The 26,683-nt window shown below is 58.1% G+C and carries 32 protein-coding genes; 21 read left to right on the top strand and 11 right to left on the bottom strand.

Features of this window, described 5'->3' with window-relative positions; genetic code table 11:
* The first annotated feature begins 592 nt into the window (after positions 1–592).
* The 4 genes from Q1V60_RS02790 (at position 593) to Q1V60_RS02775 (ending at position 3,401) form a co-directional block, all read left to right on the top strand.
* Positions 593–1,309, top strand: coding sequence for a DUF969 domain-containing protein (locus tag Q1V60_RS02790; protein ID WP_300627241.1), 717 nt, complete (start codon positions 593–595; stop codon positions 1,307–1,309).
* The gene (locus Q1V60_RS02785) at positions 1,306–2,256 is read left to right on the top strand and encodes a DUF979 domain-containing protein (RefSeq protein ID WP_124430035.1); all 951 of its coding nucleotides are present in this window, start codon (positions 1,306–1,308) and stop codon (positions 2,254–2,256) included. The genes Q1V60_RS02790 and Q1V60_RS02785 overlap by 4 nt, the downstream gene beginning before the upstream one ends.
* Positions 2,257–2,263: 7 nt before the next feature.
* Complete coding sequence (pcp, locus tag Q1V60_RS02780; protein ID WP_300627237.1) at positions 2,264–2,893, top strand: pyroglutamyl-peptidase I; 630 nt, start codon at positions 2,264–2,266, stop codon at positions 2,891–2,893.
* Positions 2,894–2,954: 61 nt separating this feature from the next.
* Positions 2,955–3,401 (top strand): anti-virulence regulator CigR family protein, encoded by a 447-nt coding sequence (locus Q1V60_RS02775; RefSeq protein WP_300627235.1) that lies wholly within the window; start codon positions 2,955–2,957, stop codon positions 3,399–3,401.
* Positions 3,402–3,413: 12 nt separating this feature from the next.
* Here Q1V60_RS02775 and Q1V60_RS02770 read toward each other — a convergent pair whose 3' ends face one another.
* From Q1V60_RS02770 to Q1V60_RS02760, 3 genes are read right to left on the bottom strand one after another with little or no spacing between them, the layout of a single operon-like run.
* Positions 3,414–4,814 (bottom strand): heavy metal sensor histidine kinase, encoded by a 1,401-nt coding sequence (locus Q1V60_RS02770; RefSeq protein ID WP_300627234.1) that lies wholly within the window; start codon positions 4,812–4,814, stop codon positions 3,414–3,416.
* On the bottom strand, positions 4,811–5,482 hold the full coding sequence (locus Q1V60_RS02765; protein WP_300627232.1) for a heavy metal response regulator transcription factor: 672 nt from the start codon (positions 5,480–5,482) through the stop codon (positions 4,811–4,813). The genes Q1V60_RS02770 and Q1V60_RS02765 overlap by 4 nt, the downstream gene beginning before the upstream one ends.
* 42 nt (positions 5,483–5,524) lie before the next feature.
* Complete coding sequence (locus Q1V60_RS02760; protein WP_300627231.1) at positions 5,525–5,776, bottom strand: DUF2790 domain-containing protein; 252 nt, start codon at positions 5,774–5,776, stop codon at positions 5,525–5,527.
* Between the two features lie 202 nt (positions 5,777–5,978).
* Between Q1V60_RS02760 and Q1V60_RS02755 the strand changes: the two genes are divergently transcribed.
* A complete protein-coding gene (locus Q1V60_RS02755; protein ID WP_300627230.1) occupies positions 5,979–6,674 on the top strand; it encodes an HAD-IA family hydrolase in 696 nt (231 codons plus the stop codon).
* On the opposite strand, the gene Q1V60_RS02750 is transcribed toward Q1V60_RS02755, so the two are convergent.
* On the bottom strand, positions 6,656–6,919 hold the full coding sequence (locus Q1V60_RS02750; protein ID WP_300627228.1) for a hypothetical protein: 264 nt from the start codon (positions 6,917–6,919) through the stop codon (positions 6,656–6,658). The genes Q1V60_RS02755 and Q1V60_RS02750 overlap by 19 nt on opposite strands.
* A gap of 205 nt (positions 6,920–7,124) precedes the next feature.
* The gene (gene csrA, locus Q1V60_RS02745) at positions 7,125–7,319 is read right to left on the bottom strand and encodes a carbon storage regulator CsrA (protein WP_300627227.1); all 195 of its coding nucleotides are present in this window, start codon (positions 7,317–7,319) and stop codon (positions 7,125–7,127) included.
* 259 nt (positions 7,320–7,578) lie between these two features.
* Between csrA and Q1V60_RS02740 the strand changes: the two genes are divergently transcribed.
* Positions 7,579–7,944 (top strand): SPOR domain-containing protein, encoded by a 366-nt coding sequence (locus Q1V60_RS02740; RefSeq protein ID WP_300627244.1) that lies wholly within the window; start codon positions 7,579–7,581, stop codon positions 7,942–7,944.
* A gap of 31 nt (positions 7,945–7,975) precedes the next feature.
* On the opposite strand, the gene Q1V60_RS02735 is transcribed toward Q1V60_RS02740, so the two are convergent.
* The 3 genes from Q1V60_RS02735 to Q1V60_RS02725 form a co-directional block, all read right to left on the bottom strand.
* A complete protein-coding gene (locus Q1V60_RS02735; RefSeq protein WP_300627225.1) occupies positions 7,976–8,665 on the bottom strand; it encodes an endonuclease I family protein in 690 nt (229 codons plus the stop codon).
* A gap of 4 nt (positions 8,666–8,669) precedes the next feature.
* On the bottom strand, positions 8,670–8,921 hold the full coding sequence (locus Q1V60_RS02730) for a DUF1654 domain-containing protein (RefSeq protein ID WP_173667473.1): 252 nt from the start codon (positions 8,919–8,921) through the stop codon (positions 8,670–8,672).
* A 186-nt stretch (positions 8,922–9,107) separates the two neighbouring features.
* Positions 9,108–10,196: an asparaginase gene (locus Q1V60_RS02725; RefSeq protein ID WP_300627222.1), complete on the bottom strand. Its 1,089-nt coding sequence runs from the start codon at positions 10,194–10,196 to the stop codon at positions 9,108–9,110.
* 451 nt (positions 10,197–10,647) lie between these two features.
* Here Q1V60_RS02725 and Q1V60_RS02720 point away from each other — a divergent pair, with 451 nt between their 5' ends.
* Genes Q1V60_RS02720 through Q1V60_RS02690 form a run of 7 tightly spaced genes read left to right on the top strand, consistent with a single transcriptional unit; the run spans position 10,648 to position 17,615 of the window.
* Positions 10,648–11,607 carry a sugar ABC transporter substrate-binding protein gene (locus Q1V60_RS02720; RefSeq protein ID WP_300627220.1) on the top strand — a complete coding sequence of 320 codons (960 nt, stop codon included), beginning with the start codon at positions 10,648–10,650 and terminating at the stop codon, positions 11,605–11,607.
* Positions 11,608–11,664: 57 nt separating this feature from the next.
* Positions 11,665–13,218, top strand: coding sequence for a sugar ABC transporter ATP-binding protein (locus Q1V60_RS02715; protein ID WP_300627218.1), 1,554 nt, complete (start codon positions 11,665–11,667; stop codon positions 13,216–13,218).
* A complete protein-coding gene (locus Q1V60_RS02710; protein ID WP_300627216.1) occupies positions 13,215–14,192 on the top strand; it encodes an ABC transporter permease in 978 nt (325 codons plus the stop codon). The genes Q1V60_RS02715 and Q1V60_RS02710 overlap by 4 nt, the downstream gene beginning before the upstream one ends.
* A 3-nt stretch (positions 14,193–14,195) precedes the next feature.
* The gene (locus tag Q1V60_RS02705; RefSeq protein WP_300627214.1) at positions 14,196–15,218 is read left to right on the top strand and encodes a LacI family DNA-binding transcriptional regulator; all 1,023 of its coding nucleotides are present in this window, start codon (positions 14,196–14,198) and stop codon (positions 15,216–15,218) included.
* A 23-nt stretch (positions 15,219–15,241) separates the two neighbouring features.
* A complete protein-coding gene (gene rbsK / locus Q1V60_RS02700; RefSeq protein WP_300627212.1) occupies positions 15,242–16,159 on the top strand; it encodes a ribokinase in 918 nt (305 codons plus the stop codon).
* A complete protein-coding gene (gene rbsD, locus Q1V60_RS02695; RefSeq protein ID WP_300627210.1) occupies positions 16,156–16,560 on the top strand; it encodes a D-ribose pyranase in 405 nt (134 codons plus the stop codon). The genes rbsK and rbsD overlap by 4 nt, the downstream gene beginning before the upstream one ends.
* Positions 16,561–16,586: 26 nt before the next feature.
* Positions 16,587–17,615 (top strand): nucleoside hydrolase, encoded by a 1,029-nt coding sequence (locus tag Q1V60_RS02690; RefSeq protein ID WP_300627209.1) that lies wholly within the window; start codon positions 16,587–16,589, stop codon positions 17,613–17,615.
* A gap of 33 nt (positions 17,616–17,648) precedes the next feature.
* Here Q1V60_RS02690 and Q1V60_RS02685 read toward each other — a convergent pair whose 3' ends face one another.
* Entirely contained in the window at positions 17,649–17,855 is a 207-nt protein-coding gene (locus Q1V60_RS02685; protein ID WP_300627208.1) for a hypothetical protein, read from the bottom strand.
* A gap of 154 nt (positions 17,856–18,009) precedes the next feature.
* Here Q1V60_RS02685 and Q1V60_RS02680 point away from each other — a divergent pair, with 154 nt between their 5' ends.
* Both Q1V60_RS02680 and Q1V60_RS02675 read left to right on the top strand, forming a co-directional pair.
* A complete protein-coding gene (locus Q1V60_RS02680; protein ID WP_300627206.1) occupies positions 18,010–18,315 on the top strand; it encodes a hypothetical protein in 306 nt (101 codons plus the stop codon).
* Positions 18,316–18,459: 144 nt separating this feature from the next.
* Positions 18,460–18,780: an I78 family peptidase inhibitor gene (locus Q1V60_RS02675; RefSeq protein WP_300627205.1), complete on the top strand. Its 321-nt coding sequence runs from the start codon at positions 18,460–18,462 to the stop codon at positions 18,778–18,780.
* Between the two features lie 72 nt (positions 18,781–18,852).
* Here Q1V60_RS02675 and Q1V60_RS02670 read toward each other — a convergent pair whose 3' ends face one another.
* Positions 18,853–19,065 (bottom strand): cold-shock protein, encoded by a 213-nt coding sequence (locus tag Q1V60_RS02670; protein WP_300627204.1) that lies wholly within the window; start codon positions 19,063–19,065, stop codon positions 18,853–18,855.
* 289 nt (positions 19,066–19,354) lie between these two features.
* Complete coding sequence (locus Q1V60_RS02665) at positions 19,355–19,669, bottom strand: hypothetical protein (protein WP_300627203.1); 315 nt, start codon at positions 19,667–19,669, stop codon at positions 19,355–19,357.
* Positions 19,670–20,035: 366 nt separating this feature from the next.
* Between Q1V60_RS02665 and thrS the strand changes: the two genes are divergently transcribed.
* The 6 genes from thrS to pheT all read left to right on the top strand — a co-directional run bounded on the left by thrS (position 20,036) and on the right by pheT (position 26,680).
* Positions 20,036–21,958, top strand: coding sequence for a threonine--tRNA ligase (gene thrS, locus Q1V60_RS02660; protein WP_300627202.1), 1,923 nt, complete (start codon positions 20,036–20,038; stop codon positions 21,956–21,958).
* Positions 21,958–22,509, top strand: a complete 552-nt coding sequence (gene infC, locus Q1V60_RS02655; RefSeq protein WP_169960276.1) for a translation initiation factor IF-3 — start codon at positions 21,958–21,960, stop codon at positions 22,507–22,509. The genes thrS and infC overlap by 1 nt, the downstream gene beginning before the upstream one ends.
* 59 nt (positions 22,510–22,568) lie before the next feature.
* Positions 22,569–22,763 carry a 50S ribosomal protein L35 gene (gene rpmI, locus Q1V60_RS02650; RefSeq protein ID WP_002553160.1) on the top strand — a complete coding sequence of 65 codons (195 nt, stop codon included), beginning with the start codon at positions 22,569–22,571 and terminating at the stop codon, positions 22,761–22,763.
* 29 nt (positions 22,764–22,792) lie between these two features.
* The gene (gene rplT / locus Q1V60_RS02645; protein WP_003192488.1) at positions 22,793–23,149 is read left to right on the top strand and encodes a 50S ribosomal protein L20; all 357 of its coding nucleotides are present in this window, start codon (positions 22,793–22,795) and stop codon (positions 23,147–23,149) included.
* 109 nt (positions 23,150–23,258) lie between these two features.
* Positions 23,259–24,275 (top strand): phenylalanine--tRNA ligase subunit alpha, encoded by a 1,017-nt coding sequence (gene pheS / locus Q1V60_RS02640; RefSeq protein ID WP_003192486.1) that lies wholly within the window; start codon positions 23,259–23,261, stop codon positions 24,273–24,275.
* A gap of 26 nt (positions 24,276–24,301) precedes the next feature.
* The gene (gene pheT / locus Q1V60_RS02635; protein ID WP_300627200.1) at positions 24,302–26,680 is read left to right on the top strand and encodes a phenylalanine--tRNA ligase subunit beta; all 2,379 of its coding nucleotides are present in this window, start codon (positions 24,302–24,304) and stop codon (positions 26,678–26,680) included.
* The last annotated feature ends 3 nt before the right edge of the window (positions 26,681–26,683 follow it).

The raw sequence follows: 26,683 nt of genomic DNA, 5'->3' as shown, positions 1-26,683 counted from the left end.
GCGTCGATCTAAAGCGGCGAGCGCCCGCACCTGTCGTTGAAACACAAAACGCCCGATGCTGTGCATCGGGCGTCGGGGTGAAAAAACCTATTTCGGACTGAATATTAAAATTCGGGCAATAGGGTACCCAGTGACACAGTGCGGCGCACCCGGGGAATTGGCGTCTCGGTCAACAGAAAAGCGTCGCCACCGACAGCAGGCAAATAATCTGCACCATCATCTGGCAGCGTATCTCGCCGATGGCTGTCGCCATACTGTTGATTTGACTGGCATACATAGCTGGAGCCCTCATGGTCTGCAATAGCACCGTGGATGATCCGCAGTACCATCATTGCTGAGTATAGGGCTAATCCCGAATCCCTCCAGTTACCCAATTTTGCGGTGTAAATATCCACAAAATTTATTGGTCTGCAGCAACAATTTTTCTTGTTGGACACTTCCCACCTCAAGGCAGCAAAGTTGCCGGCACCGCTCGACCTTCCGGGTCAACAATAAAAAACCGAGCCGACTGCACGCCACTTTCATGCTGTGAGCCCTTTGCTCACATCCTGCTGTAATGGCGCCGCAGCGCGCACTAAAGGACCTCTCCGCCATGCAAACTGTAGTGAACCTATGGCCGTTGATCGGCGTACTTGTCATCGTGGTCGGCTTTGTATTGCGCTTCAATCCGCTGCTGGTGGTCACCGCCGCCGCTATCGCTACCGGGCTTGCCGCCCAGTTCCCTTTGGAAAAAATCCTCGCCACCATGGGTGATGGCTTCCTTCAAACCCGTGCGCTGCAGTTGATCCTGTTATTACCGTTGGCGGTGATTGGCCTGTTGGAACGTCACGGCCTGCGCCTGCACGCGCAGAACTGGATCGCCCGCTTCGAGCGTGCGACGGTCGGGCGTTTGCTGATCATCTATCTGTTCGTACGTGAATCCACCGCGGCCATGGGGCTGACCAGCCTGGGTGGGCATCCGCAGATGGTACGGCCATTGCTGGCGCCGATGGCCGAAGGCGCGGCGGAAAAACGCTACGGCAAGCTGCCGGACAAGCTGCGCCACAAGGTCTTGGCCATGTGTGCCGCCACCGACAATGTGGGGCTGTTTTTCGGTGAGGACATCTTTGTCGCGTTTGGTGCGATCGCCTTGATGCATACCTTTCTGCTGGGCTCGGGGATTGATGTGGAGCCGCTGCATATTGCGGTTTGGGGCATCCCGACGGCGATCTGTGCCTTTATCATTCATGCCATCCGCTTGCATCGGTTTGACCGAAGGTTGACCCGTGAGATGACGGCCGTCGCCCCCTCGGTGGAGGCCGCGCAATGATTATTTCCATTCAATACCTTTACTGGTTGGCCGGTGTGCTGTTGCTGATCACCGCCGGCATGATCGTTTTGGATCGCACGCACCCCAAACGCTGGTCCAGCGCGCTGTTCTGGCTGCTGTTCGCGATTCCTTTCCTGGTGGGGGAGCGCCTGCCCTCGGTGGTTATCGGTGTCGGCGTTGTGGTGATGGCATTGATTGCGGGCTTGGGCGGCGTTGGCCGTGGCCAGCACGCCGAATTGCACGTCAAGGCTTCCCGCGCCAGCGCCGGTCGCCTGGGTCACAAGCTGTTTATCCCTGCGCTGGCCATTCCGCTGACCACAGTGATTGGCTCGGTATTGCTCAAACACACCGAAATCGGCGGTGTGCCGCTACTCGACCCGAAGAACACCACTTTCGTTTCTCTCGGCATCGGCTGCCTGATCGCCCTTGGCCTCGCCTGCTGGCTGACCCGCGACACGCCCGTGCAAGCTTTGCGCGAATCGCGTCGCCTGACCGAAGCCCTGGGCTGGGCCATGGTGCTGCCACAGATGCTGGCGATGCTCGGGCTGTTGTTCAATGAAGCCGGGGTTGGCACGGCTGTCGCCCACGTCACCACCACTTACATCAACCTGGATTTCAAGTTGGTGGCGGTAATGGTTTATGTGTTGGGCATGGCCTTGTTTACCGTGATTATGGGCAACGGCTTCGCGGCGTTCCCGGTGATGACTGGCGGCGTCGGCGTGCCGGTGCTGGTGGGTATCTACGGCGGCAACCCGGCGGTGATGGCGGCGATCGGCATGTTCTCCGGCTACTGCGGTACGCTGATGACGCCGATGGCGGCCAACTTCAATATCGTGCCGGCGGCATTGCTTGAACTGCCGGACAAGAACGCGGTGATCAAGGCCCAATTGCCGACCGCGTTGATGATGCTGGTGGTCAATATTGTGCTGCTTTATCTGTTGATGTGAGGCCAGGATGAAGACCCTATTGCTGACCGGCTTTGAGCCTTTCGATCACGACGTCGTGAACCCATCCTGGGAAGCGGTGCGCCTGCTGGACGGGGTGAAGCTGAATGATGATGTGCGGATCGTTGCGCGCCGACTGCCGTGCGCCTTTGCCACTGGCGCCGAGACCTTGATTCAGTTGATTGAGGAATTACATCCGGTAATGGTCATCGCCACGGGCTTGGGCCCTGGGCGCAGCGACATTTCCATCGAGCGGGTCGCGATCAACGTCAATGATGCGCGCATCCCGGACAACCTCGGCGCCCAACCGATTGACACTGCGGTGGTGGAGGGTGGCCCGGCCGCTTATTTCTCCACATTGCCGATCAAGAGCATGGTCAGGGCGGTGCGTGACGCGGGTATTGCTGCCTCGGTTTCGCAGACGGCTGGGACGTTCGTGTGTAACCAAGTGTTTTATCGATTGCAGCATGCGCTGGCGGGTACTGAGGTGCGCAGTGGTTTTATCCATGTGCCGGGCTTGCCTGAGTCCGGTCAGCCGTCAATGGCGCTGCCTATGTTGGTGGATGGCTTGCGCTTGGCGGTCTCGACGGCCTGGCATGCCCAGGTCGATATTGTGGAAACAGGCGGCCGGGTAAGTTGATCAATACGCGGTGGTACAACCTCGACTACAGTTCAACAGGCATCCATCTGGAAATACCATCATGATCAATCGCCCGAAGTGTGTGTCTGTGGTGTTGTCGCTCGCATTATTTGCGGGCAGCGGTGTGGCCTTGGCGGATCCCGGCAATGGCAAAGGCCAGGGCAACAACAAAGGTAATAACCCGGCAGGGCAGGGCCACGACAAGCCTAAAGGCAAAGGTTCGGCCGGTAATCAAGGCCCCAGCGTTGATCGGGGCGGTGTGCTGAGCCTGGTGGGCGGTAACCGCGATTACTGGCGTCCAGGGCCTGCGCTGCCTTCGGGCATTCAGAAAAATCTGGCGCGCGGCAAACCGCTGCCGCCCGGTATCGCCAAGAAACTCGATGGTCGCCTGGCGGGGCGCCTGCCTCATTACGATGGGTATGAGTGGCAGCAAGCGGGCACCGACTTGATATTGGTCACCATCGCCACCGGTATCATCTACGAAGTGCTCAACGGGGCTTTCGATTGAAGGGGCGATGCTTCACGCTTCACGTGCAGGGAAAAACAGCTCGAACGTCGTCACGCCGTCTTCGCTGCTGACGCGATACCTCCCGTTATGCAACTGCATGATGGTTGCCACGATCGACAGCCCCAGTCCATTGGACTGGGAGGAACGTTCGCGGGATTCGTCCACGCGGTAAAACCGTTCGAACAGCCGCGGTAGATGCTCGGCGGAAATGGTTTCACCGTGGCTGCTGACCCTCAGGTTGACGCCCTCGTCAGTCGCTATTGCCTGGATGCTCAGCTCCGAGCCCGGCGAACCGTATTTGATGGCGTTAGCGCACAGGTTCGCCAGGGCGCGACGTAGCAGCATCGGCTCGGCCCAGATCACGCCTTCGCCTTCGACAACAATGCGCATGCCCATGTCGGCGGCCAACCCTTCGAAATAATCCGCGATGCGCTCCACTTCATCCGCTGCGTCCAGCGCCTGACGTTGGCGCAACGCGCTGGCAGGATCGGTGCGCGCCAGAAACAGCATGTTATCGAGCATCCGCGCCAGGCGTTCGAGTTCTTCGACATTGGAGGCCAGCAGCTGCTGGTAGCTGTCGATACTGCGTTGTTGCTGCAGGGCAACCTGGGTTTCGCCGAGCAGGTTATTGATCGGCGTGCGCAGTTCGTGAGCCATGTCGGTGGAGACCTGGCCCAGCTGCACAAACCCCTTGGATAAACGTTCAAGCATGGTGTTGAACGACTCAATCATCGGCAGCAATTCTTTCGGTGCGCCCTGGCTGTCGAGGCGTTCGGCCAGGTTGCCGACGCCGATCCCTTGAGCGTGTCGGGCCAGCCGGCGCAAAGGCAGCAAGCCACGATGCACCAGCAGGTAACCGGCCAACGCCAGGATGATCGCAGCGATGCTTGCCAGGATATAAACGCTCAGTCGATAGCTGGCGAGTACGGCGGTACGCTCGGTCATCAGGCGGCCGCTGGTGACTTGCAGGCTGCCCAGGTCGCCGGAGTTGATGGTCGCGGCCACAGTCGAGAAAGGAATGCCGTTGAGCCCCGGCAAATGCTGCACATCGCTCAGCGACAAGACGTGATTTTTGGGCACCGGCTCGATCGCAGGCAGTTCGATATTCGCCGGGTTCACCAACAGCAAGGGTTGTTGACCGGGGGCAGCGATGCTCAATACCGATTCGCGGTTGCCCAACATGTTCTGGAATAACTCGGGCTTGGTCTTGATAAGGTCCAGAGTATTGCTGTCGCTGAGCAGGTTGCGCAGTTGATCCACTCGGGATATCAGCGCAGTGTCGTCGCGGCGGATCAGCTCGCGCTCCAGCTCGCGGTACAGTGCCACGCCCAGGGTGGCCAGCAAGGCAAAGGCGAGCAGGGCGAAGATCAGCGCCAGGCGCAGGGTCAGGGAGTAATGGCGAGTGCGGCTCATGGTTGGGTATCGAAACGGTAGCCGATGCCACGCACGCTGTGGATCAACTTGAGTTGAAACGGGTCGTCGATTTTCAAGCGCAGGCGCCGTACGGCAACGTCGACCACGTTGGTGTCGCTGTCAAAATTCATGTCCCATACCCGTGAGGCAATCAGTGAGCGTGACAGCACCTGATCCTGGTGAGTGGCGAACAGGCGCAGCAGGGCGAATTCTTTATTGGTCAGGGTAATGCGCGTGCCGGCACGGGTGACGCGGCGCTTGAGTACATCGATTTGCAGGTCGGCGATGTGCAGGTGCTCTTCTTCTCGCGTCGGGCCGCGCCGGGTCAGGGTGCGCAGGCGCGCGACCAGCTCGGCGAAGGAGAAGGGCTTGATCAGGTAATCGTCGGCGCCCAGCTCCAGGCCCTTGATGCGGTCGGCGATATCATCGCGGGCAGTGAGGAACAATACCGGCGTATCGGCCTCTTTGCGCAGGCGGCGCAGCACTTCCCAGCCATCCATCTTGGGCATCATCACGTCCAGCACGATCACGTCGAACGGCGTTTCCAGGGCCTGGTGCAGACCGTCCACGCCATCGCGGGCCAGGCTCACGCTGTAGCCCAATTCCTGCAAGCCATTGAGCAGGTAATTGCCGGCCTTGGGTTCGTCTTCGACTACGAGGATGTTCATGGGAAATGCCCTGATTCAATGGGTGGCGCAAGTGTAGCCTGATCAATTGTCACTGGCGCAACCGATGCCTTGCACTCGATAGTCCAGCACATGCTCGCGGTCCTGATGGTCCAGGTAGCGCAGTTGCGCCGGGACGATACCGCATTGGCCGGAAATATCGGTACTGGACAGAACTCTGGCGACATCCAAGTGGACGAAGAAGCCGGTCTGATCATGGATCACGGGCGCGGTGTCGGCGGCGAATACCGAGCCTGTGGCGAGCAAAGCAGCAAAAGCGAGGGCAAACCGTTTCATGGCGATATCTCTCTGTAAAAGTTGGCTGCCGGGCTGGCAGTGAGTTCACAGTAACCAGGCGACCCGAACAGCCAACCAACAGGTTGATGACAAGTTCGTCATTCAAGGTTCAAGGCAGGTGCCTCGCAGCGTTTACAAGTGGCGAGGTGAACCGTAGATTGCACAGGTCAATCATTGCTTGAACACCTGGGGAAGCCGCGTCGTGTCCAGCCGAAATCCAGCCGTATTTACTCAGCGTTACCGTGCCTTCCTGTTCGATATGGACGGGACCCTGCTCAACTCCATTGCCGCTGCCGAGCGTGTATGGAGCCGCTGGGCTGAACGCCATGGCCTGGATTTGACGGTTTTCCTGACCACCATTCATGGCGCCCGCGCGATTGATACGATCACGCGTCAGGCATTGCCGGGTGTGGACCCTGAGGCGGAGGCGGCGTGGATTACCGAAGCTGAACTGAACGACGTCGAGGGCATCGTGGCGATTCCCGGTGCGGTTGAGTTCTTGAACCGCTTGCCTGCCGATCAATGGGCACTGGTCACGTCTGCGCCTAAGGCGCTGGCATTGCGTCGAATGGCAGCGGCAGGTATTTGCATGCCGGCGGTAATGGTGACGGCCGAAGATGTTGTCAGCGGCAAGCCGGATCCGGCGTGTTACGTGCTGGGCGCCCAGCGCTTGGGCGTGCCGGTGCAAGATTGCCTGGTGTTCGAGGATGCGGCAGTAGGCATTCGAGCAGCAGAAGCGGCGGGAGCGGATGTGATGGTGGTGACCTCAACGCACCTGGCTCCCATGGCGACTGAGCATGCATGTATCAATGGGTATGAGGGGCTGCGGGTCCTGCAAGAAGCTGGGGGTTTGCTGACTGTGCGCGAGCGAGTGGAAAATCAGCGCGCTGTTTTTTGATGGGCGCGATGCGCCTCACGCTGGCACAACTTGCGCAAGATAGCTTTCTGAATCGGCTTGAGGCAGAAGGCAAACAGATAGGCGCACAGGAGTAATGCCAGGTCCAGCCAGGAATGGTCAGCGGGGCCGACAGCCCCCTCTACTTCCAGCCGCAGGCCGTACCCGAGCGCCAGAAAGACCAGCCCTATCAGCAAGGTGATCGTCCAGGAAATGGAAACCATGGGCTGTGTAGTGAATGGCCTCATCGACGTGCTCCTGAATGCACTCGGACCGCAGGATGACGTGAAATTTGGCTGCAAATGATGCAACAAGTTCCAGGCATCATGGCAGTTTCATCTTGCTGCGCGGGTACATATACGAGGCGTAGAGCTAGGGTAAAAGAAGCGAACGGGCCAATCAGGTTTTCGCCAGCCGTTACGATGAAGCAAGAGGCTGGCTACTGGAGATGCTTCAAGGCGTCTGGGTTTTGTCCGGCGCAGTGAGGCCGGCCTGGATGCGCTGATAAATTTCCTCGCGGTGCACGGCAACGTCCTTGGGGGCGTTGATGCCGATTCGTACTTGCTGGCCGCTAACGCCCAGGATGGTGATCGTGATGTCATCACCGATGTTTATGCTTTCACCAACTTTGCGGGTGAGTATCAGCATGGACTTCTCCTTGATTACTTTAAGGACACATGTTCAAGCAAGGCAGGTGTCGGATGTGAGTAGCTTAATGCGAAGCGCTTCCCTGTGACTGCCTCTTTTAGGACGCGTAGAGGCGACATTAATTCCCATGGCGGCATCATACAGGTCGCGATACATGATTCGCATTGTTTAAGCCAACCTTTATGACGGCCAGAATAGACAGTGGATGGTAAAGTCGCCTCTTTATCTTCAAAGGAGCAGGGCAGTGCGTAAAGTAGCGATGGCAATTGCGGTGTTGGCATTGGCCGGATGCGGCGAAGGTAAACCTGTCGATGCACCCAAGGCCAAGCCTGTCGTGACCGAAAGCCAGCCACAAACCGGTGCGATTGCCGCTCAGGAATGGGATGTATGGGTGGGCTCGCCGGATCACAAGTTGCAGGCGATCACTGACTTGACCGCCTGGTTGCTGGAACATGGGTTCAATTTTTATATCGTTAAGGTAGACGGCAAGGACCAGGTGCTGCTTGGCCCGTTCGCCAGCAAGGCCGAGGCTGAAGCCAAGCAGACACTGCTTAACGAGAAGATGGCGCGAGCCAAGAAAAACGACACCGTGTCAGAAGTCATCGAGCACAAGGTCGCGCAGTAAAGGGCCGGGTGGGCAGGCGTTGCGCCCACCTTCAGCTACAGGCCTTCAGATTCACCGGGCCGACAAACTCGTTGCCCCGGCCCATCACACAGCCCACGGTCTGATTGCGCTGGCGCTCCCAGGCTTGCACGGGATAGGTCTTGTTCCAGGCTTCATAGAGCTGGCGATCCTGTTTCGACAGGCGCAGGCCGTATTGCTTGCTCATATAAAAATAGGTGCGCGCGATCATTCCACGAATGGATGGACGCGGCATCACCTTCTTGGCCTTGAAGTCCACCTGGGTCAGGCATGAACCGTATTGCCCACTTTGCACCGGCAGCCAGCCGAAGCTGAAGTTGTTACGGTCGCCGTTCACCTCGCCGATGCTTGGCACCAGATTGTGCAGGTCTGCTTCAGCACGCTTGAATACGTCATCATGGCGCGTGCAGTTTTTACGCCCGCCATTTTGCCAACACTGCCGTTGATGGCCGATCTGCCAGGCGGGAACAATGTGTTCCCATTCGATGCGCGCGGCACGGTTGGCGTTTTTGCGCGGGATGTAGCCACACGCTTTCAGGTCTATACGGTTGCCGGTGTATTTGCAGCCGCAATAGAACTCGGTGGATTGCGGAGCGTAGAGCTTCCAGGCGATTTTTTTGGCTTCACTGAAGGTTCGGGGGGCTTGGGCGTTGGCGGTGACAGCAAAAAGCAGGCAGCACACAGCAAAAAAACGGGCACTCATTCAATCAATCTTCCTTCGGCACAACCCAGAAAATCTGCACGCCGCCGTCATCCCTGTAGGCGAGGGTGACATTGTCGTTTTCCGCAATCTCTTCAAGCAAGCGCGCCCACTCGTCCTCGGGCTCATCCGGGAGGCGGAAGATTAACGCCGCCTTGGCTTTCTGGGCGTTGGTCGAATTGATGATTTTTTGTACGCGAATGGCCAGACGTTGATAGGCATCAGGCGTAGCGGGTGCTGCGGAGGAGGGCTTTGCCACGGAGTATTCCTTAGTAAGCTGTACGCACATACAGTATTTAACTGTAGGTAATTTCGCAACTGCTTAAATTCAAAGACATCCGTCTGACAGCGAATTTGGAAGTTTCGTGTGATTATTTATCGCGAAGAACTGCAGGAGCGAGCTTGCCGTGTAAAGGAAGCTCGCTCCTGCAAGTTAAGCCGGGAATCAATATTCCCAGAACATCCTTTGCAGCTCTTTGCTGTCCTGAGTCTTGGTCAGAGCGACCATCGCCAGGATGCGCGCTTTCTGCGGGTTCAGGTCAAGGGCTGCGACCCAGTCGTATTTGTCGTCTGGCTGCTCGGCGTTACGCAGCACCATGCCACCGGCGTTAACGTGAGAGGAGCGAATGACCTGAACGCCCTGCTTACGCAACTCGACCAGTGCAGGAACCACCTTGGACGACACAGAGCCATTGCCGGTGCCGGCATGGATGATAGCTTTGGCGCCCGCTTGGGCCAGGGCTTTGTAGGCGGTGTCGCTCACGTTGCCGTAGCCGTAGGCAATTTCAACGTCAGGCAGACTCTTTATGGTTTTGATGTCGAATTCCGAATCCATGGTGTGACGCTTGGCCGGCAGGCGGAACCAGTAGGATTTGCCTTCAACGACCATACCCAGTGGGCCCCATGGACTCTTGAATGCTTCGGTCTTGATATTGATCATCTTGCTCACGTCGCGACCCGATTGGATCTCGTCGTTCATGGTCACCAGCACGCCTTTACCCCGTGCATCCTTGCTGCTCGCGACGGCAACGGCGTTGTACAGGTTGAGCATGCCGTCTGCCGACATGGCGGTGCCAGGGCGCATGGAACCGACCACCACGATAGGCTTGTCGGTTTTTTCAACCAGGTTAAGGAAGTAGGCGGTTTCTTCGAGCGTGTCGGTACCGTGGGTGATCACGATGCCATCCACGTCCTTGTCGTCGGCCAGTTCGGCGACGCGGCGACCCAGTTGCAGCAGGTTCTCGTTGTTGATGCTTTCCGAAGCAATTTGCATCACTTGTTCGCCGCGAACATTGGCGATCTGGCTAAGCTCAGGAACGCCAGCGATCAATTGTTCGATGCCGACTTTAGCTGCCTGGTAGGTGGCGCTGTTCGCCGCACTGGCGCCGGCACCAGCAATGGTGCCGCCGGTGGCGAGAATCACCACGTTGGAGAGCTTGGTCTTGGTGTCGACTTCTTTTGCCTGAGCGGCGACAGGGAACAGCAGCAGGAGGGCCAGCGCCCCAGGAACGAACGTCTTCAATGCAGATTTCATTATTTTTCTCTCTGTTTTTTGATGAGTGCGGTAGCAGGTTCATCCAGAACACCCGGGCGACTCTGAACGCCTCGAGGTGCTGAGAGATAGCAGGATTTGTACCAAGCCAATGATGGAAGGGTTGATAAAATAACCTATTGATTTGAAACAACTTAAATTGAATTTTCAGGCGAATCCGACACCTCGGCGTCCGGCTTTCCGAACGTGCGAGCCGTTAGTGTTCGGTTGTCCGAAAGCCATGGTGGGATTTGCGTGGGGTGACGCGTGAAATGGTCGTCGTTCCTGTCATTTTAAATACCGGTAGGGTGAACGGCACGTTCAGGATGAAAGGTGAGTGACTGGCGTTGACAAATCTCGACAAGGTTCTCATAGTTCTGACAACGCAAACGTTTGCGAGATGTTTCTTCGGTGCAGGCGTTGCTTACAACAATCATAAGATCGGAGTACACCCATGAAGCTGCCATTTGCAGGACGTCTTCTTGCTGTCGCTGTGCTTGCCGCTGCATCCGCTGCCCTGCCTCTCACTTCTGCATTCGCTGATGACGCCGCCGCCAAGCCCAAGGTCGGCCTGGTGATGAAGTCCCTTGCCAACGAATTTTTCGTGACCATGCAAGAGGGCGCCAAGGATTACCAGAAATCCCACGCCGCCGACTTCGACATGATTACCAACGGCATCAAGAACGAAACCGACACCAGCGCGCAGATTGATATCGTCAATCAGATGATTCTGGCCAAGGTCAATGCCATCGTCATTGCTCCCGCCGACTCCAAAGCGCTGGTCACCGTGCTGAAGAAAGCCTCGGACGCCGGCATCAAGGTGGTCAATATCGATAACCGTCTGGACCCGGACGTGCTGAAAAGCAAAAAGCTCGATATCCCTTTCGTGGGCCCGGACAACCGCAAGGGCTCCAAGCTGGTGGGCGACTACCTGGCCAAGCAACTGGCTGCGGGCGACAAGGTTGGTATCATCGAAGGCGTACCGACCACCACCAACGCCCAGCAGCGCACCGCAGGCTTCAAGGATGCGATGGATGCCGCAGGCATGAAGATCGTTTCCACTCAATCGGGCAACTGGGAGATCGACCAGGGCCAGAAAGTGGCATCGGCGATGCTGAGCGAATACCCGGACCTCAAGGCACTGCTGGCCGGTAACGACAACATGGCCCTGGGCGCGGTCTCCGCCGTACGCGCGGCAGGCAAGGCCGGTAAAGTGCTGGTGGTGGGCTACGACAACATCGAAGCCATCAAGCCGATGCTGCAGGACGGTCGCGTGCTGGCGACCGCCGACCAGGCTGCCGCCCAGCAGGCCGTGTTCGGCATCCAGAATGCGCTGAAGCTGGTCAAAGGCGAGAAGGTCGATGCCACAGAGGGTGTCATCGAAACCCCGGTCGAACTCGTCCTCAAGAAGTAATCCCGGCAGTAGCCAATAGCGCCCGCTCGTCCTGAGCGGGCGCCTGGAGATTTTCCTATGTCATCTTCCGCCCCGAACGCTGTCCTCTCGGTCAGCGGTATCGGCAAGACCTATGCCCAACCGGTTCTGTCCGACATCACGCTCACCCTCAACAGTGGTGAAGTGTTGGCGCTGACCGGTGAGAACGGCGCAGGCAAAAGTACCTTGTCGAAGATCATCGGCGGGTTGGTCACGCCGACCACCGGAAACATGCAGTTCAATGGTCAAGATTATCAACCCGGCAGCCGCACCCAAGCCGAAGCGCTGGGTGTGCGAATGGTCATGCAGGAACTCAACCTGCTGCCGACGCTGACGGTTGCTGAAAACCTGTTCCTGCATAACCTTCCCAGCCACGGTGGCTGGATCAGCCGCAAACAACTGCGGAAAGCCGCGACCGAAGCCATGGCCCAGGTTGGCCTGGACGCCATCGATCCGGATACGCTGGTGGGCAGCCTTGGCATTGGCCATCAACAAATGGTCGAGATCGCCCGCAACCTGATCGGCGATTGCCACGTACTGATTCTCGACGAACCTACGGCGATGCTCACTGCCCGTGAAGTCGAGATGCTGTTCGAACAAATCACCCGCCTGCAGGCCCGAGGCGTGGCAATTATCTATATTTCGCACCGGCTGGAAGAGTTGGCCCGTGTGGCCCAGCGCATTGCGGTATTGCGCGACGGCAAGCTGGTCTGTGTAGAGCCGATGGCCAATTACAACAGCGAACAACTGGTCACCCTGATGGTGGGGCGAGAGTTGGGCGAGCATATCGACCTGGGCCCGCGCACCATCGGCGAACCGGCCCTGACGGTGAAAGGCCTGACGCGCTCGGACAAGGTCCGTGACGTGTCTTTCCAAGTGCGCGCTGGCGAAATTTACGGCATTTCCGGCCTGATTGGCGCCGGTCGTACAGAGTTGCTGCGCCTGATTTTCGGCGCCGACCTGGCCGACAGCGGCACGGTGGCGCTGGGGCCGCAGGCCACTGTGGTGAGTATTCGCTCCCCGGTCGACGCGGTCGGTCATGGTATTGCCCTGATTACCGAAGACCGTAAGGGCGAAGGCTTGCTGCTGACCCAGTCCATCAGCGCCAACATTGCCTTGGGCAACATGCCGGAAATCTCTGCTGGCGGGCTGGTTAACAGCCGCGATGAGACCGCCCTGGCCAAGCGCCAGATCGACGCCATGCGTATCCGCAGTTCCAGCCCGGCGCAGTTGGTGTCTGAGCTGTCGGGCGGTAACCAGCAGAAGGTGGTGATTGGCCGCTGGCTGGAGCGCGATTGTGCGGTGATGCTGTTTGATGAGCCCACCCGAGGCATCGACGTTGGTGCCAAGTTCGACATTTATGCCTTGCTCGGCGAGTTGACGCGCCAGGGCAAAGCGCTGGTCGTGGTCTCCAGTGATCTGCGCGAGTTGATGCTTATCTGCGACCGCATCGGCGTGTTGTCCGCTGGCCGCCTGATCCAGACCTTCGAGCGTGACAGCTGGACCCAGGACGAATTGCTCGCCGCCGCCTTTGCCGGTTATCAGAAACGTGATGCGCTGCTCAACGACGCAGCGCCTAGGAATACCCCATGAAAACAACCACTTCCCCAGGTAAAACTGGCGGCAACTTCTACGGCCTGGGTACCTACCTGGGGTTGGCAGGTGCCTTGCTGGCGATGATTGCGCTGTTCTCGGTACTCAGCGATCACTTCCTGTCCTATGACACTTTCAGCACCCTGGCCAATCAGATTCCGGACCTGATGGTATTGGCGGTGGGCATGACCTTCATCCTGATCATCGGTGGCATCGACCTGTCGGTAGGTTCGGTACTGGCGCTGGCGGCGTCGGCGGTCAGCGTGGCGATTCTGAGCTGGGGCTGGAGCGTATTGCCGGCCGCCTTGCTGGGCATGGGCTGCGCTGCATTGGCCGGCACTCTCACCGGTTCGATCACCGTGGCCTGGCGGATCCCTTCCTTTATTGTGTCCCTCGGCGTGCTGGAGATGGCCCGGGGTGTGGCCTACCAGATGACCGGCTCGCGCACCGCTTATATCGGTGACTCCTTCGCCTGGCTGTCCAACCCGATTGCGTTCGGGATCTCGCCGTCGTTCATCATTGCGTTGCTGGTGATCATCGCCGCCCAGTTGGTGCTGACCCGCACGGTGTTTGGTCGCTACCTGATCGGTATCGGAACCAACGAAGAAGCGGTGCGCCTGGCGGGCATCAACCCTAAGCCGTACAAGATCCTGGTGTTCAGCCTGATGGGCCTGCTGGCCGGTGTGGCCGCGCTGTTCCAGATCTCGCGCCTGGAAGCGGCCGATCCGAACGCCGGTTCAGGCCTGGAGCTGCAGGTAATCGCCGCTGTGGTGATTGGTGGCACGAGCCTCATGGGCGGGCGCGGTTCGGTCATCAGCACGTTCTTTGGTGTGCTGATTATTTCGGTATTGGCGGCAGGCTTGGCGCAGATTGGCGCGACAGAGCCTACGAAACGCATCATTACGGGTGCAGTGATTGTGATCGCCGTCGTCCTCGATACTTACCGCAGCCAGCGCGCCAGTCGGCGGGGCTGATCCATGGCTACGATCAAGGATGTGGCAGCGCTGGCAGGTATTTCCTATACCACGGTGTCCCATGTGGTGAACAAGACGCGCCCGGTCAGCGAGCCGGTGCGCATCAAGGTCGAGGCGGCGATCAAGCAGTTGGACTATGTGCCGAGTGCGGTAGCGCGCTCCCTCAAGGCCAAGACCACGGCGACGATCGGGCTGCTGGTGCCCAACAGTCTCAACCCGTATTTCGCGGAATTGGCCCGGGGCATTGAGGATTACTGCGAGCGCAATGGCTACTGCGTGATCCTCTGCAACTCCGACGATAACGCGGAAAAGCAGCGCAGCTATTTGCGCGTGCTGCTGGAGAAGCGCGTCGACGGCTTGATCGTGACCTCGGTGGGCGGCGATGACAGTGGCCTCGCCGCTGGCTTGAGCGCAGTGCGCACGCCGATGGTGATTGTCGACCGGGCACTGGACGGGATTGATGTCGACCTTGTGCGCATCGATCATGAAGAGGGCGCTTATCTGGCGACCCGGCACTTGCTTGAATTGGGCCATCGCGACATCGCCTGTATCGCCGGCCCCGCCCATACTCGCGTGGCTCAGATGCGTCTGGCAGGGTATCGACGTGCGCTGCGCGAAGCCGGCGTGGAAATAGCGGCTGAGCGCATTCGGGAAAGTGATTTCACCAGTACCGGCGGTTATGCCGCAGCCGTGCAATTGCTTGCGCAACAACCGCCCAGTGCGATTTTTGCCTGCAACGACATGATCGGTTTTGGCGTGCTGCGCGCCGCGGCAGAGCGCAATATCCGCGTGCCGGGCGAACTGTCGGTGATTGGTTTCGATGACATTCAAATGGGCCGCTACGTCTATCCGGCGTTGACCACGGTCGGGCAGTCGATCGTGCAACTGGGCGAGACAGCGGCCGAATTATTATTGCGACGTATAGCGACACCCCAACTGCCGATCGATCAACGCATCGTGACGCCGAGTATTGTCTTGCGTGAGTCGACGGCGTTGTTGGCGGGTGTATTCGCCCAATACCGCTGAACCGAATTGATGAGTACTGATGTATGCCAGCAAAAGTAGTGGTAGTAGGCAGCTTGAACATGGACCTGGTCACCCGGGCCAGTCGCTTGCCGCGTGCCGGTGAAACACTTATCGGCCAGACGTTCTCCACCGTTCCCGGTGGCAAGGGCGCCAATCAGGCCGTAGCCTTGGCGCGCCTGGGGGCGGATGTGGCAATGATCGGTTGCGTCGGCACCGATGCCTACGGCGGCCAATTGCGCGATGCGCTATTGGTCGAAGGTATCGATTGTCATGCCGTCAGCACCGTGGACGGCTCCAGTGGTGTCGCGCTGATCGTGGTGGATGACAGCAGCCAGAACGCGATTGTGATTGTGGCGGGCAGTAACGGCCAGTTGACGCCCGAGTCGTTGACGGCCTGCGATGCTGTGTTGCAGGCCGCCGACCTGGTCATTTGCCAGCTTGAAGTGCCGATGGACACCGTCGGGCATACGCTCAAGCGCGGCCGCGAGCTGGGCAAGACGGTGATCCTCAACCCTGCGCCGGCCAGTGGACCTTTGCCGGCCGAGTGGTACGCCTCGATCGACTACCTGATACCCAACGAAAGTGAAGCCAGTGCCTTGAGTGGCGTGGTGGTCGACTCGCTCGACAGCGCCAGGCTCGCCGCCACGGCGCTGATCGAGGCTGGCGCCGGTAAAGTCATCATCACCCTGGGTGCCCAGGGCGCACTGTTCGCGGATGGCAACAGCTTCGAACACTTGGTCGCGCCCAAAGTCAGAGCGGTGGACACCACCGCTGCCGGCGATACCTTTGTGGGCGGCTTTGCCGCAGCATTGGCTGCAGGCAAGAGCGAAGCCGAGGCCATCCGTTTTGGCCAGGTCGCGGCGGCGTTGTCGGTGACCCGCTCCGGCGCCCAACCTTCCATTCCTACGCTGCACGACGTACAAGGTTTTGTGCCCTCATGAAAAAGACCCCTCTGCTCAATATCGCCCTGTCCCGCGTGATCGCGTCACTGGGGCACGGCGACATTCTGGTCATTGGTGATGCGGGCCTGCCGGTACCGCCCGGCGTCGAACTGATCGACCTGGCGCTGACCCAGGGCATCCCGGATTTCATCAGCACCCTGCGCGTTGTGCTCAGCGAAATGCAGGTAGAAAGCCACGTGCTGGCACAGGAAATTCTGCACAAGCAGCCGCCGGCGCTGACTGAGCTCAATGCGCTTACCGAGCAGGCTGCGCTTGGTGAGCGTCGCCTGCTCAGCCATGAAGCGTTCAAGCAGCTGAGTGGAAAGGCGCGTGCCGTGGTGCGCACCGGTGAATGTCAGCCTTACTGCAATATCGCGCTGGTATCCGGCGTAACCTTCTAGAGTCCCCCTACGACAAGGAGTGTTTTATGCAACGTGGTCTTCCATCCCTGAAAAACCTGTTCCGGAGTGTTCTGCTTTTGTCCGCTTTCACAGCTGCAAGCACCCAGGCGGCGGAAAAAATCGATCTGATCATCGATACCGACCCGGGCGCAGATGACGTGGTTGCCCTGCTGTTCGCCATGGCTTCGCCGGAAGAGTTAAGCATCCGCGCGCTGACGACCGTGGCCGGCAACGTGCGTCTGGACAAAACCTCCCGCAATGCGCGCTTGGCGCGCGAGTGGGCAGGGCGCGAGGAAATCCCGGTTTACGCGGGGGCTCCGGCGCCGTTGCTGCGCAAGCCGATCTATGCCGAGAATATCCATGGCAAGGAAGGTATTTCCGGCGTCACCGTGCATGAGCCCAAACAAGGCCTGGCTGACGGCAACGCCGTGGATTACCTGGTCAAGACCCTGACAGCCGCCAAGCCCCACAGCATCACTATCGCCATGCTCGGCCCGCAGACCAACCTGGCCCTGGCGTTAACTCAAGCGCCGGAAATCACCCAAGGCATCAAGGAAGTGGTGGTGATGGGCGGTGCGCACTTCAACGGTGGCAATATCACGCCGGTCGCCGAATTCAATCTTTTCGCCGACCCGGTGGCCGCTGAGATTGTGCTTAAAAGCGGCGTGAAGCTGACCTACCTGCCGTTGGACGTAACCCACAAGGTGCTGACCAGCGAAGCGCGTCTGAAGAAAATCGCGGACCTGAACAACAACGCAAGCAAGGTCGTCAGCAATATCCTCAACGAATACGTCAAGGGGGATATGGAACACTACGGCATTCCTGGCGGCCCGGTACATGACGCCACGGTGGTCGCCTACCTGCTCAAGCCGTCGCTGTTCAGCGGGCGACAGGTCAACGTCGTCGTCGACAGCCGGGAAGGTCCGACCTTCGGCCAGACCATCGTCGATTGGTACGATGGCCTCAAGCAGGACAAGAATGCGTTCTGGGTTGAGAACGGCGACGCCCAGGGCTTCTTCGATCTGCTGACCGAACGCCTGGCGCGCTTGAAGTAAGTCACTTGCCGGTCGGCGTTCGCCGGCCGGTCCTTATTCGCGCTCTTGTATGCCCATGTGGTCGGCCGGGTATTTCTCGAATACCTGGCCGATGAATGCTTGCGCGCCCTTGGTGCCGAGCTCCTTGACCAGCAGATCGATACCAATGATCGCCAATTCCTCCGGACTTCCAGGGCTGTAAGAGCTTTGCCCTTGGGGCCATTTGGCTTTGATATCGGCTTGGAGCGTTACGGTGGTCATGGGAATCTCGCGGCTGTAGATATTGAGCAATGCGCTGACGTGCGGCTGCAGCGGGCGCAGTTAACCATTTTGCGCAGGGATTGGCACTGCTACTTAGGCATGAAGAAGGGGGTGTGCGACACTGTCTCCCTGTTTTTTGGCTGGGAAACACCGCGTGCAGATCGATTTGAATAACCCGGAGAATCTTACGCTGGCAGCTGTGCGGCAATTGATTGCCAGCGCCAATGATGATGAGCATAACCAGCTGCGGGTCAGCAAGACCGGCATTGCCTACATTTCTTCGGGCGTAGTAGGTGGCGCTGATATAGGTGGCTTGCTGTTTCGCCTGGAGACCTGGTCCAAGGGTTCCGGTTATGTGGGTAACGTGGCCGCGAGCGACGAAGTCTGGGTTGTGCAGATTTTCAACGCGCTCAAGCAAAATTGGCCAAAGCCATCGTCTGACTACATCGATATCTACTGAGCACGTTCATATCTGGTCACGATTGACTGGACGCTTGCCGGGCGTGACTCAGGCAGACTTGCGCGTGAAGCGTTAACGTCTTGAAACCAATCGGCTTAATAGCTGTCGCACGATCTCTGATCATTTTTTATCATAGGAGGCTTCATGCCTTGGAAGCTCGCATCATTCGGTACTTTGTTGGCAGCGCTCGCGTTGGCAGGTTGCAGCACCCCGAGTGCCTCTGAGCCAGGCAAAGACGCCACCGTGACCGATGCCGGTCATAGCCGCTGTGAGTCGAAGGCCGCCGAGTTTGCGATCGGCCAGAAGGGCTCGCCTCAACTGCTGGAGCAGGCGCGTACGCGTGCCGGTGCGCAGAACGCGCGCATCCTCAAGCCCAACGATATGATCACACTGGAGTATCGCTCCGACCGCTTGAACCTCAACGCCGACGATAATCTGGTGATCACGCGGGTCAATTGCGGCTGATACCCTCCGGCTTCTGCAGCGCCCATAAAAAACCCCGTCACATGGACGGGGTTTTTTTAGCTCAGCGGAGAATTACTCGCCGCGAACTTGTGCAGCTTGCATACCCTTTTGGCCTTTCTCAGCCACGAAGGAAACGGTTTGGCCTTCTTTCAGGCTTTTGAAACCGTCGCTTTCGATAGCTTTGAAGTGTACGAACAGGTCGTCACCGCCACCTTGAGGAGTGATGAAGCCGAAGCCTTTTTCATCGTTGAACCATTTAACGGTGCCGGATTGGCGATTAGACATGGTGTATCTCCAAGAAACATATATTTTCAGTAGTGCTGTGCTGCTCAGGCCAACTGGGCACACAGGGCTATCATAGTCGAAATGTTCGGCTTGGGAGCCCCCCCAAGGCATTGTTTGCTAATCAATAGCGTTGCGTTTAGTGCCTTTTTTGGCTGAGAGCCCCGTTCTACGGGGCTTTGGTTCGACATATCACCTGTTAAAAAAAGCCGTTAAAGCTGCGTAATTTGTGAGAAATAGCAGTTTTCAGGCAGTTTTTCAGGCAAAAAAGACGCCCCATCAGTCCTCGTTCTTACTTTTTCTTCACGACTTTGCAGGACGAAATAGCCGCGACCGCTTTGTTTTTAAGGTCCGCGCTGGCGTTCTGATTGGTCATCAATTCTTTGATTTCCGCAGTGCTCAATTCGGCGTTGATCTTGTCGGCGCCACATTCGCAGTGGCCTTTGGCGGTTTTGGCATCTACGTTCTGGCTGGCCGCGGTGCTGCAGTCGTTGACGAAGGCGTCACGGGCACCGGCCGGCCAGTTCGATGGCGCTGCGGCTTGTGCGCCGAGCGAAAGGAATGCCAGGGAAGCGGCAAGGGCGAGGGTCGAGGTAAAACGCATCATGGGATGCTCCTTTGGGTCGAGGACGAACGGCGATTCTCGGGGTGTTTGAGGCTTAGCGTACAGCTCAAGTTCACTTTTGCGGCTATAAAGCATGGTATTTGCTTTTACCGCAGGTCACCTCGGCGCGATGACCGTTCATCTGTGCTAGCATCCCGTGCTTGGCTTTTTTCAGGTGCGCCATTTGCCGCCTTGCCAGGCTCTTTTTTGTTCACTCCAGTCACTCTGGTTCGATTATCGGTTGGCCGAAAGGCTCCTGCCGCTGTAAGGCAGGCGTTCAGCATTGAACGGCCTGGTGTTGGATCTTGTACTGGCTCATCCCAACCCACGTGACCTTTGGTAGGGGTCACCACTAGGAGAGGAGGCGCCATGCCAACTATTACTCTACCCGACGGCAGTCAACGTTCGTTCGATCATCCGGTTTCCGTAGCCGAGGTCGCCGCATCCATCGGTGCCGGTCTGGCCAAGGCCACCGTGGCCGGCAAGGTCGACGGCAAGCTGGTCGATGCCAGTGACCTGATCACCTCCGATGCCAGCCTGCAGATCATCACGCCCAAGGATCAAGAGGGGTTGGAGATTATTCGCCACTCTTGTGCGCACCTGATTGGCCATGCGGTCAAGCAGTTGTACCCCACCGCGAAAATGGTGATTGGCCCGGTCATCGACGAAGGCTTCTATTACGACATCGCCTACGAGCGCCCCTTCACTCCGGACGACCTGGCCGCCATCGAGCAGCGCATGCATGCGTTGATCGAGAAAGATTACGACGTCATCAAGAAGGTCACGCCGCGCGCCGAAGTGATCGACGTGTTTACCTCCCGTGGCGAAGACTACAAGCTGCGCCTGGTGGAAGACATGCCGGACGAGCAGGCCATGGGCCTGTACTACCACGAAGAATACGTCGACATGTGCCGTGGCCCTCACGTGCCTAACACGCGTTTTCTGAAGTCGTTCAAGTTGACCAAGTTGTCCGGTGCCTACTGGCGCGGCGATGCGAAGAACGAGCAACTGCAACGTATCTACGGTACCGCCTGGGCCGACAAGAAGCAGTTGGCTGCCTATATCCAGCGTATCGAAGAGGCCGAGAAGCGCGACCATCGCAAGATCGGCAAGCGTCTGAACCTGTTCCATCTTCAGGAAGAAGCGCCGGGCATGGTGTTCTGGCACCCGAACGGCTGGACTCTGTACCAGGTGCTCGAGCAGTACATGCGCAAGGTTCAGCGTGAAAACGGTTACCTGGAGATCAAGACCCCGCAGGTCGTTGATCGCAGCCTGTGGGAGAAATCCGGGCACTGGGCTAACTACGCCGACAATATGTTCACCACCCAGTCGGAAAACCGCGACTACGCCATCAAGCCGATGAACTGCCCTTGCCACGTGCAGGTGTTCAATCAGGGCCTGAAGAGCTACCGCGAGTTGCCGATGCGCCTGGCCGAATTCGGTGCCTGCCACCGTAACGAGCCGTCGGGTGCGCTGCACGGCATCATGCGCGTACGCGGTTTTACCCAGGACGACGCCCACATCTTCTGCACCGAAGAGCAGATGCAGGCTGAATCTGCCGCGTTCATCAAGTTGACCATGGACGTTTACCGCGATTTCGGTTTTACCGAGGTCGAGATGAAACTGTCCACTCGTCCGGAAAAGCGCGTCGGCTCCGACGAGCTCTGGGATCGCGCCGAAGCTGCACTGGCCGCGGCGCTGGACAGCGCGGGCCTTGCGTACGATCTGCAGCCTGGAGAGGGCGCGTTTTACGGTCCTAAGATCGAGTTCTCGCTGAAAGATTGCCTTGGCCGCGTCTGGCAGTGTGGTACCCTGCAACTCGATTTTAACCTGCCGATCCGTCTGGGAGCCGAATACGTCTCCGAAGACAACAGCCGTAAACACCCGGTTATGCTGCACCGGGCGATCCTCGGCTCATTCGAACGGTTCGTCGGGATCCTGATCGAGCACTACGAGGGTGCATTCCCCGCGTGGCTTGCTCCGACCCAGGCAGTGATCATGAATATCACTGATAAACAGGCAGATTTTGCCGCTGAAGTTGAAAAAACACTCAACGAAAGCGGATTTCGTGCCAAGTCCGACTTGAGAAATGAAAAGATCGGCTTTAAAATCCGTGAGCATACTTTGCTCAAGGTTCCCTATCTTTTGGTTATCGGAGATAGAGAAGTCGAGATGCAGACTGTCGCTGTGCGTACTCGTGAAGGTGCTGACCTGGGCTCGATGCCCGTCGCCCAGTTCGCTGAGTTCCTCGCGCAAGCGGTTTCCCGGCGTGGTCGCCCAGATTCGGAGTAATTACTATTAAGCGTGAAATGAGACAAGATAAACGAGCTGCACCGAAAGCCCCGATCAACGAGAATATCTCGGCACGCGAGGTTCGGTTAATTGGGGCTGAGGGTGAGCAGCTTGGGATTGTGTCAATTGAAGACGCGCTTCTTAAGGCTGAAGAAGCCAAGCTCGATTTGGTGGAAATTTCCGCCGATGCTGTACCACCTGTCTGCAAGCTGATGGACTACGGCAAATCGATCTTCGAAAAGAAGAAGCAGATTGCCGCAGCCAAGAAAAACCAGAAGCAGATTCAGGTTAAAGAAATCAAGTTTCGTCCAGGGACGGAGGAAGGGGATTACCAGGTAAAACTGCGCAACCTGGTACGTTTCCTGAGTGATGGGGACAGGGCCAAGGTATCTTTGCGATTCCGCGGCCGTGAGATGGCCCACCAGGAGCTGGGTATGGAACTCCTCAAGCGGGTTGAAGCTGACCTGCTCGAGTACGGTTCGGTCGAACAGCATCCTAAGATGGAAGGACGCCAGCTGATCATGGTCATCGCCCCGAAAAAGAAGAAGTAATCAACAGGGCACGGCAGGCCTTCTGATTATGTTTATCAACTGAATGCGGAGTACCGAACATGCCAAAGATGAAAACTAAAAGTGGTGCTGCTAAGCGGTTTCTGAAAACTGCTAACGGCATCAAGCATAAGCACGCTTTCAAGAGCCACATCCTGACCAAAATGTCGACCAAGCGTAAGCGTCAACTGCGCGGTAGCAGCTTGCTGCATCCGTCTGACGTAGCAAAAGTCGAGCGCATGCTGCGCCTTCGTTAATTTTGGTTCAAGAATAGAGGAAGTAACTCATGGCTCGTGTTAAGCGTGGCGTCATGGCCCGTAAGCGTCACAAAAAAATTCTGAAACTTGCTAAAGGCTACTACGGCGCGCGTTCACGCGTATTCCGTGTTGCCAAGCAAGCGGTAATCAAGGCAGGCCAATACGCCTACCGTGACCGTCGTCAGAAAAAACGTCAGTTCCGCGCTCTGTGGATCGCTCGTATCAACGCTGGTGCACGTGTTAACGGTCTGTCCTACAGCCGTTTCATCGCTGGCCTGAAAAAAGCGTCCATCGAAATCGACCGTAAGGTTCTGGCTGAACTGGCCGTGAACGAAAAAGCGGTGTTTGCTGCGATTGTCGAGAAAGCTAAAGCCTCCTTGGCTTAAGTACCCCCGACAGTCACCCTGGGTTACGCCTGTAGCCCAAGGTGGTAAACGTCATAAATAGGGGAAGAGCCTTCAAGCTCTTCCCCTATTTTGCATCTGGAGTCTGTACATGGAAAACCTGGACGCGCTCGTTGCCCAAGCCCTTGAGGCCGTGCAAAGCGCTGAAGATGTAAATGCCCTGGAGCAAATCCGGGTTCACTACCTTGGTAAGAAAGGTGAATTGACTCAGGTGATGAAGACCCTGGGGAATTTACCGGCTGAAGAGCGTCCGCAAGTCGGTGCGCTGATCAACGTTGCCAAGGAACGTGTCACAGAGGTGCTCAATGCGCGCAAGGCGTCGCTCGAGGAGGCCGATCTAGCGGCCAAGCTCGCCGCCGAGTCCATTGACGTGACCTTGCCTGGTCGTGGCCAGGCCTCGGGCGGCCTGCATCCGATCACCCGGACTCTGGAACGTATAGAGCAGTTCTTCACCCACATCGGCTACGGCATTGCCGAAGGCCCTGAGGTCGAAGACGACTATCACAACTTCGAGGCGCTCAACATCCCAGGTCATCACCCGGCCCGGTCGATGCACGACACCTTCTATTTCAACGCGAACATGCTGTTGCGCACCCATACCTCGCCGGTACAGGTCCGCACCATGGAAGCGAACAAGCCGCCGATCCGCATCGTCTGCCCAGGCCGTGTTTACCGTAGCGACTCCGATATCACCCACTCGCCGATGTTCCATCAGGTCGAAGGCCTGCTGGTTGATCGCGATATCAATTTCGCCGACCTCAAAGGCACCATCGAAGAATTTCTGCGGGTGTTCTTCGAGAAAGAGCTGGCGGTGCGTTTCCGTCCATCCTTCTTCCCGTTCACCGAGCCGTCCGCTGAAGTCGACATGGAATGCGTGATGTGCAGCGGTAAAGGCTGTCGCGTCTGCAAGCAGACCGGCTGGCTGGAGGTGATGGGTTGCGGCATGGTCCACCCTAACGTGCTGCGCATGTCCGGGATCGACCCGGAAGAGTTTTCGGGCTTTGCCTTCGGCATGGGCGTTGAGCGTCTGGCCATGCTGCGTTACGGCGTGAACGACTTGCGTCTGTTCTTCGACAACGACTTGCGGTTCCTCGCGCAATTTCGCTAGTCGTAACGAATCTTTAGGAGAGCAGGATGAAATTCAGTGAACAATGGCTGCGTGGCTGGGTAAGCCCGCAGGTAGATCGCGACGAGCTGGTTGCTCGTCTGTCGATGGCCGGTCTTGAGGTCGATAGCGTTACCCCGGCCGCCGGTGTATTCAGTGGCGTGGTGGTAGGCGAGGTGTTGAGCACCGAGCAGCACCCGGATGCCGACAAATTGCGTGTGTGCCAGGTCAGCAACGGCGCGGAAACTTTCCAGGTCGTGTGCGGAGCGCCCAACGTGCGCCCGGGCCTGAAGATCCCGTTCGCCATGATCGGTGCAGAGCTGCCGGGCGACTTCAAGATCAAGAAGGCCAAGCTGCGCGGCGTTGAATCCAACGGCATGCTGTGCTCCCAGGCTGAGCTGCAGGTTGGCGAGGGCAACGACGGCTTGATGGAGCTGCCGGCCGACGCGCCAGTGGGTCAGGACATTCGTGTTTACCTGGAACTGGAAGACGCCAGCATCGAGGTCGACCTGACCCCTAACCGTGGCGACTGCCTGTCCCTGGCCGGTCTGGCCCGTGAAGTGGGCGCGCTGTATAACGTGCCCGTCACCCGCCCAGTGGTTGCCAGCGTGCCTGCCGTGCACGATGAAGTGCGCTCGGTTGAAGTATTGGCGCCAAACGCCTGCCCACGTTACCTGGGTCGCGTAATCCGTAACGTCGACCTGTCCAAGCCAACCCCGCTGTGGATGGTTGAGCGCTTGCGCCGGGCCGACTTGCGCAGCATCGATGCGGCCGTGGATATAACCAACTATGTGATGTTGGAACTGGGCCAACCGCTGCATGCGTTTGATCTGGCCGAAATCAACGGCGGCATCCGCGTGCGAATGGCCGAAGAAGGCGAGAAGCTGGTACTGCTCGATGGTCAGGAAGTCAGCCTGCGCGCCGACACGTTGGTCATTGCCGACCACGCCCGTGCCTTGGCGATCGCCGGCGTGATGGGTGGCGAGCACAGCGGCGTATCTGCGACCACTCGCGACGTATTCCTTGAAAGCGCGTTCTTCGACCAGATTGCCATCGCTGGCAAGGCCCGTTCCTACGGCCTGCATACCGATGCGTCGCACCGCTATGAGCGTGGCGTGGACTGGAAGCTGGCCCGTGAAGCCATGGAGCGCGCCACTGGCCTGCTGCTGGAAATTACCGGTGGCGAAGCTGGCCCGATTACCGAGACTGTCAGCGAACAGTACCTGCCTTCCATTGCGCCAATCACTTTGCGTGCCAAAAGCGTTGAGCAAATGCTCGGCCTGGTGATCGAGCCTGCCGAGATCGAGCAACTGCTCTCGGCCCTCGGCCTAGTCATCTCCGCGGGTGGGGAAGGGCAGTGGCACGTTGAAGTGCCAAGCCATCGCTTCGATATCAGCCTGGAAGTCGACTTGATCGAAGAACTGGCTCGCTTGTACGGCTACAACCGTTTGCCTGTTCGTTACCCGCAAGCGCGTCTGGCGCCGCAACCCAAGGCCGAAGCGCGTGCGCACTTGCCAGAATTGCGTCGTCTGCTGGTTGCGCGTGGTTATCAGGAAGCAGTGACTTACAGCTTCATCGATCCAAAGCAGTTCGAGCTGTTCAACCCGGGTGTTGAGCCTCTGCTGCTGTCCAACCCTATCTCAAACGACATGGCGGCCATGCGTTCGTCGCTGTGGCCAGGCCTGGTCAAGGCGCTGTCCCACAACCTGAACCGTCAGCAAGATCGCGTGCGCATGTTCGAAAGCGGCCTGCGTTTTGTTGGTCAGCTTGATGGTTTGAAGCAAGAGTCAATGCTGGCCGGTGTGGTCTGCGGTAGCCGCCTACCGGAAGGCTGGGCGCAAGGCCGCGATGCCGTGGACTTCTTTGACGTCAAGGCTGACGTGGAAGCGGTGCTGGGCTTTGCCGGTGCGCTGGATGCCTTCACTTTCCTGCCGGGTAAACACCCTGCGCTGCATCCAGGCCAGACGGCACGTATCGAGCGCGAAGGCCGTTTGGTAGGTTTTGTCGGCGCGATTCATCCGGAGCTGTCCAAAACCCTGGGCCTGGACCGTCCAGTCTTCGTTTTTGAGCTGGTCCTGGCTGAGGTTGCATCGGGTAAGATGCCTAAATTCAGTGAGTTGTCGCGCTTCCCTGAAGTGCGTCGTGACCTGGCCCTGATCGCCGATCGTGAAGTCGCCGCCACTGCTGTTCTGGAGGTAATCCGTGAAAATGCAGGGGAATGGCTGACGGACCTCAGGCTATTTGACGTCTATCAGGGTAAAGGCATTGATCCGCATAGAAAAAGCCTTGCGGTTGGCTTGACCTGGCAGCATCCATCGCGCACTCTTAATGACGATGAGGTGAATACCACGACACAAAATATCCTCACCTCGCTCGAACAAAGGTTGAACGCCACGTTAAGGAAGTGACGT

The sequence above is a fragment of the Pseudomonas sp. genome, from assembly GCF_030147005.1.
In the GTDB taxonomy this organism is placed as follows: domain Bacteria; phylum Pseudomonadota; class Gammaproteobacteria; order Pseudomonadales; family Pseudomonadaceae; genus Aquipseudomonas.
The sequence above is the reverse complement of the archived record's forward strand: the minus strand, read 5'-3'. Positions and strand labels throughout refer to the sequence as shown.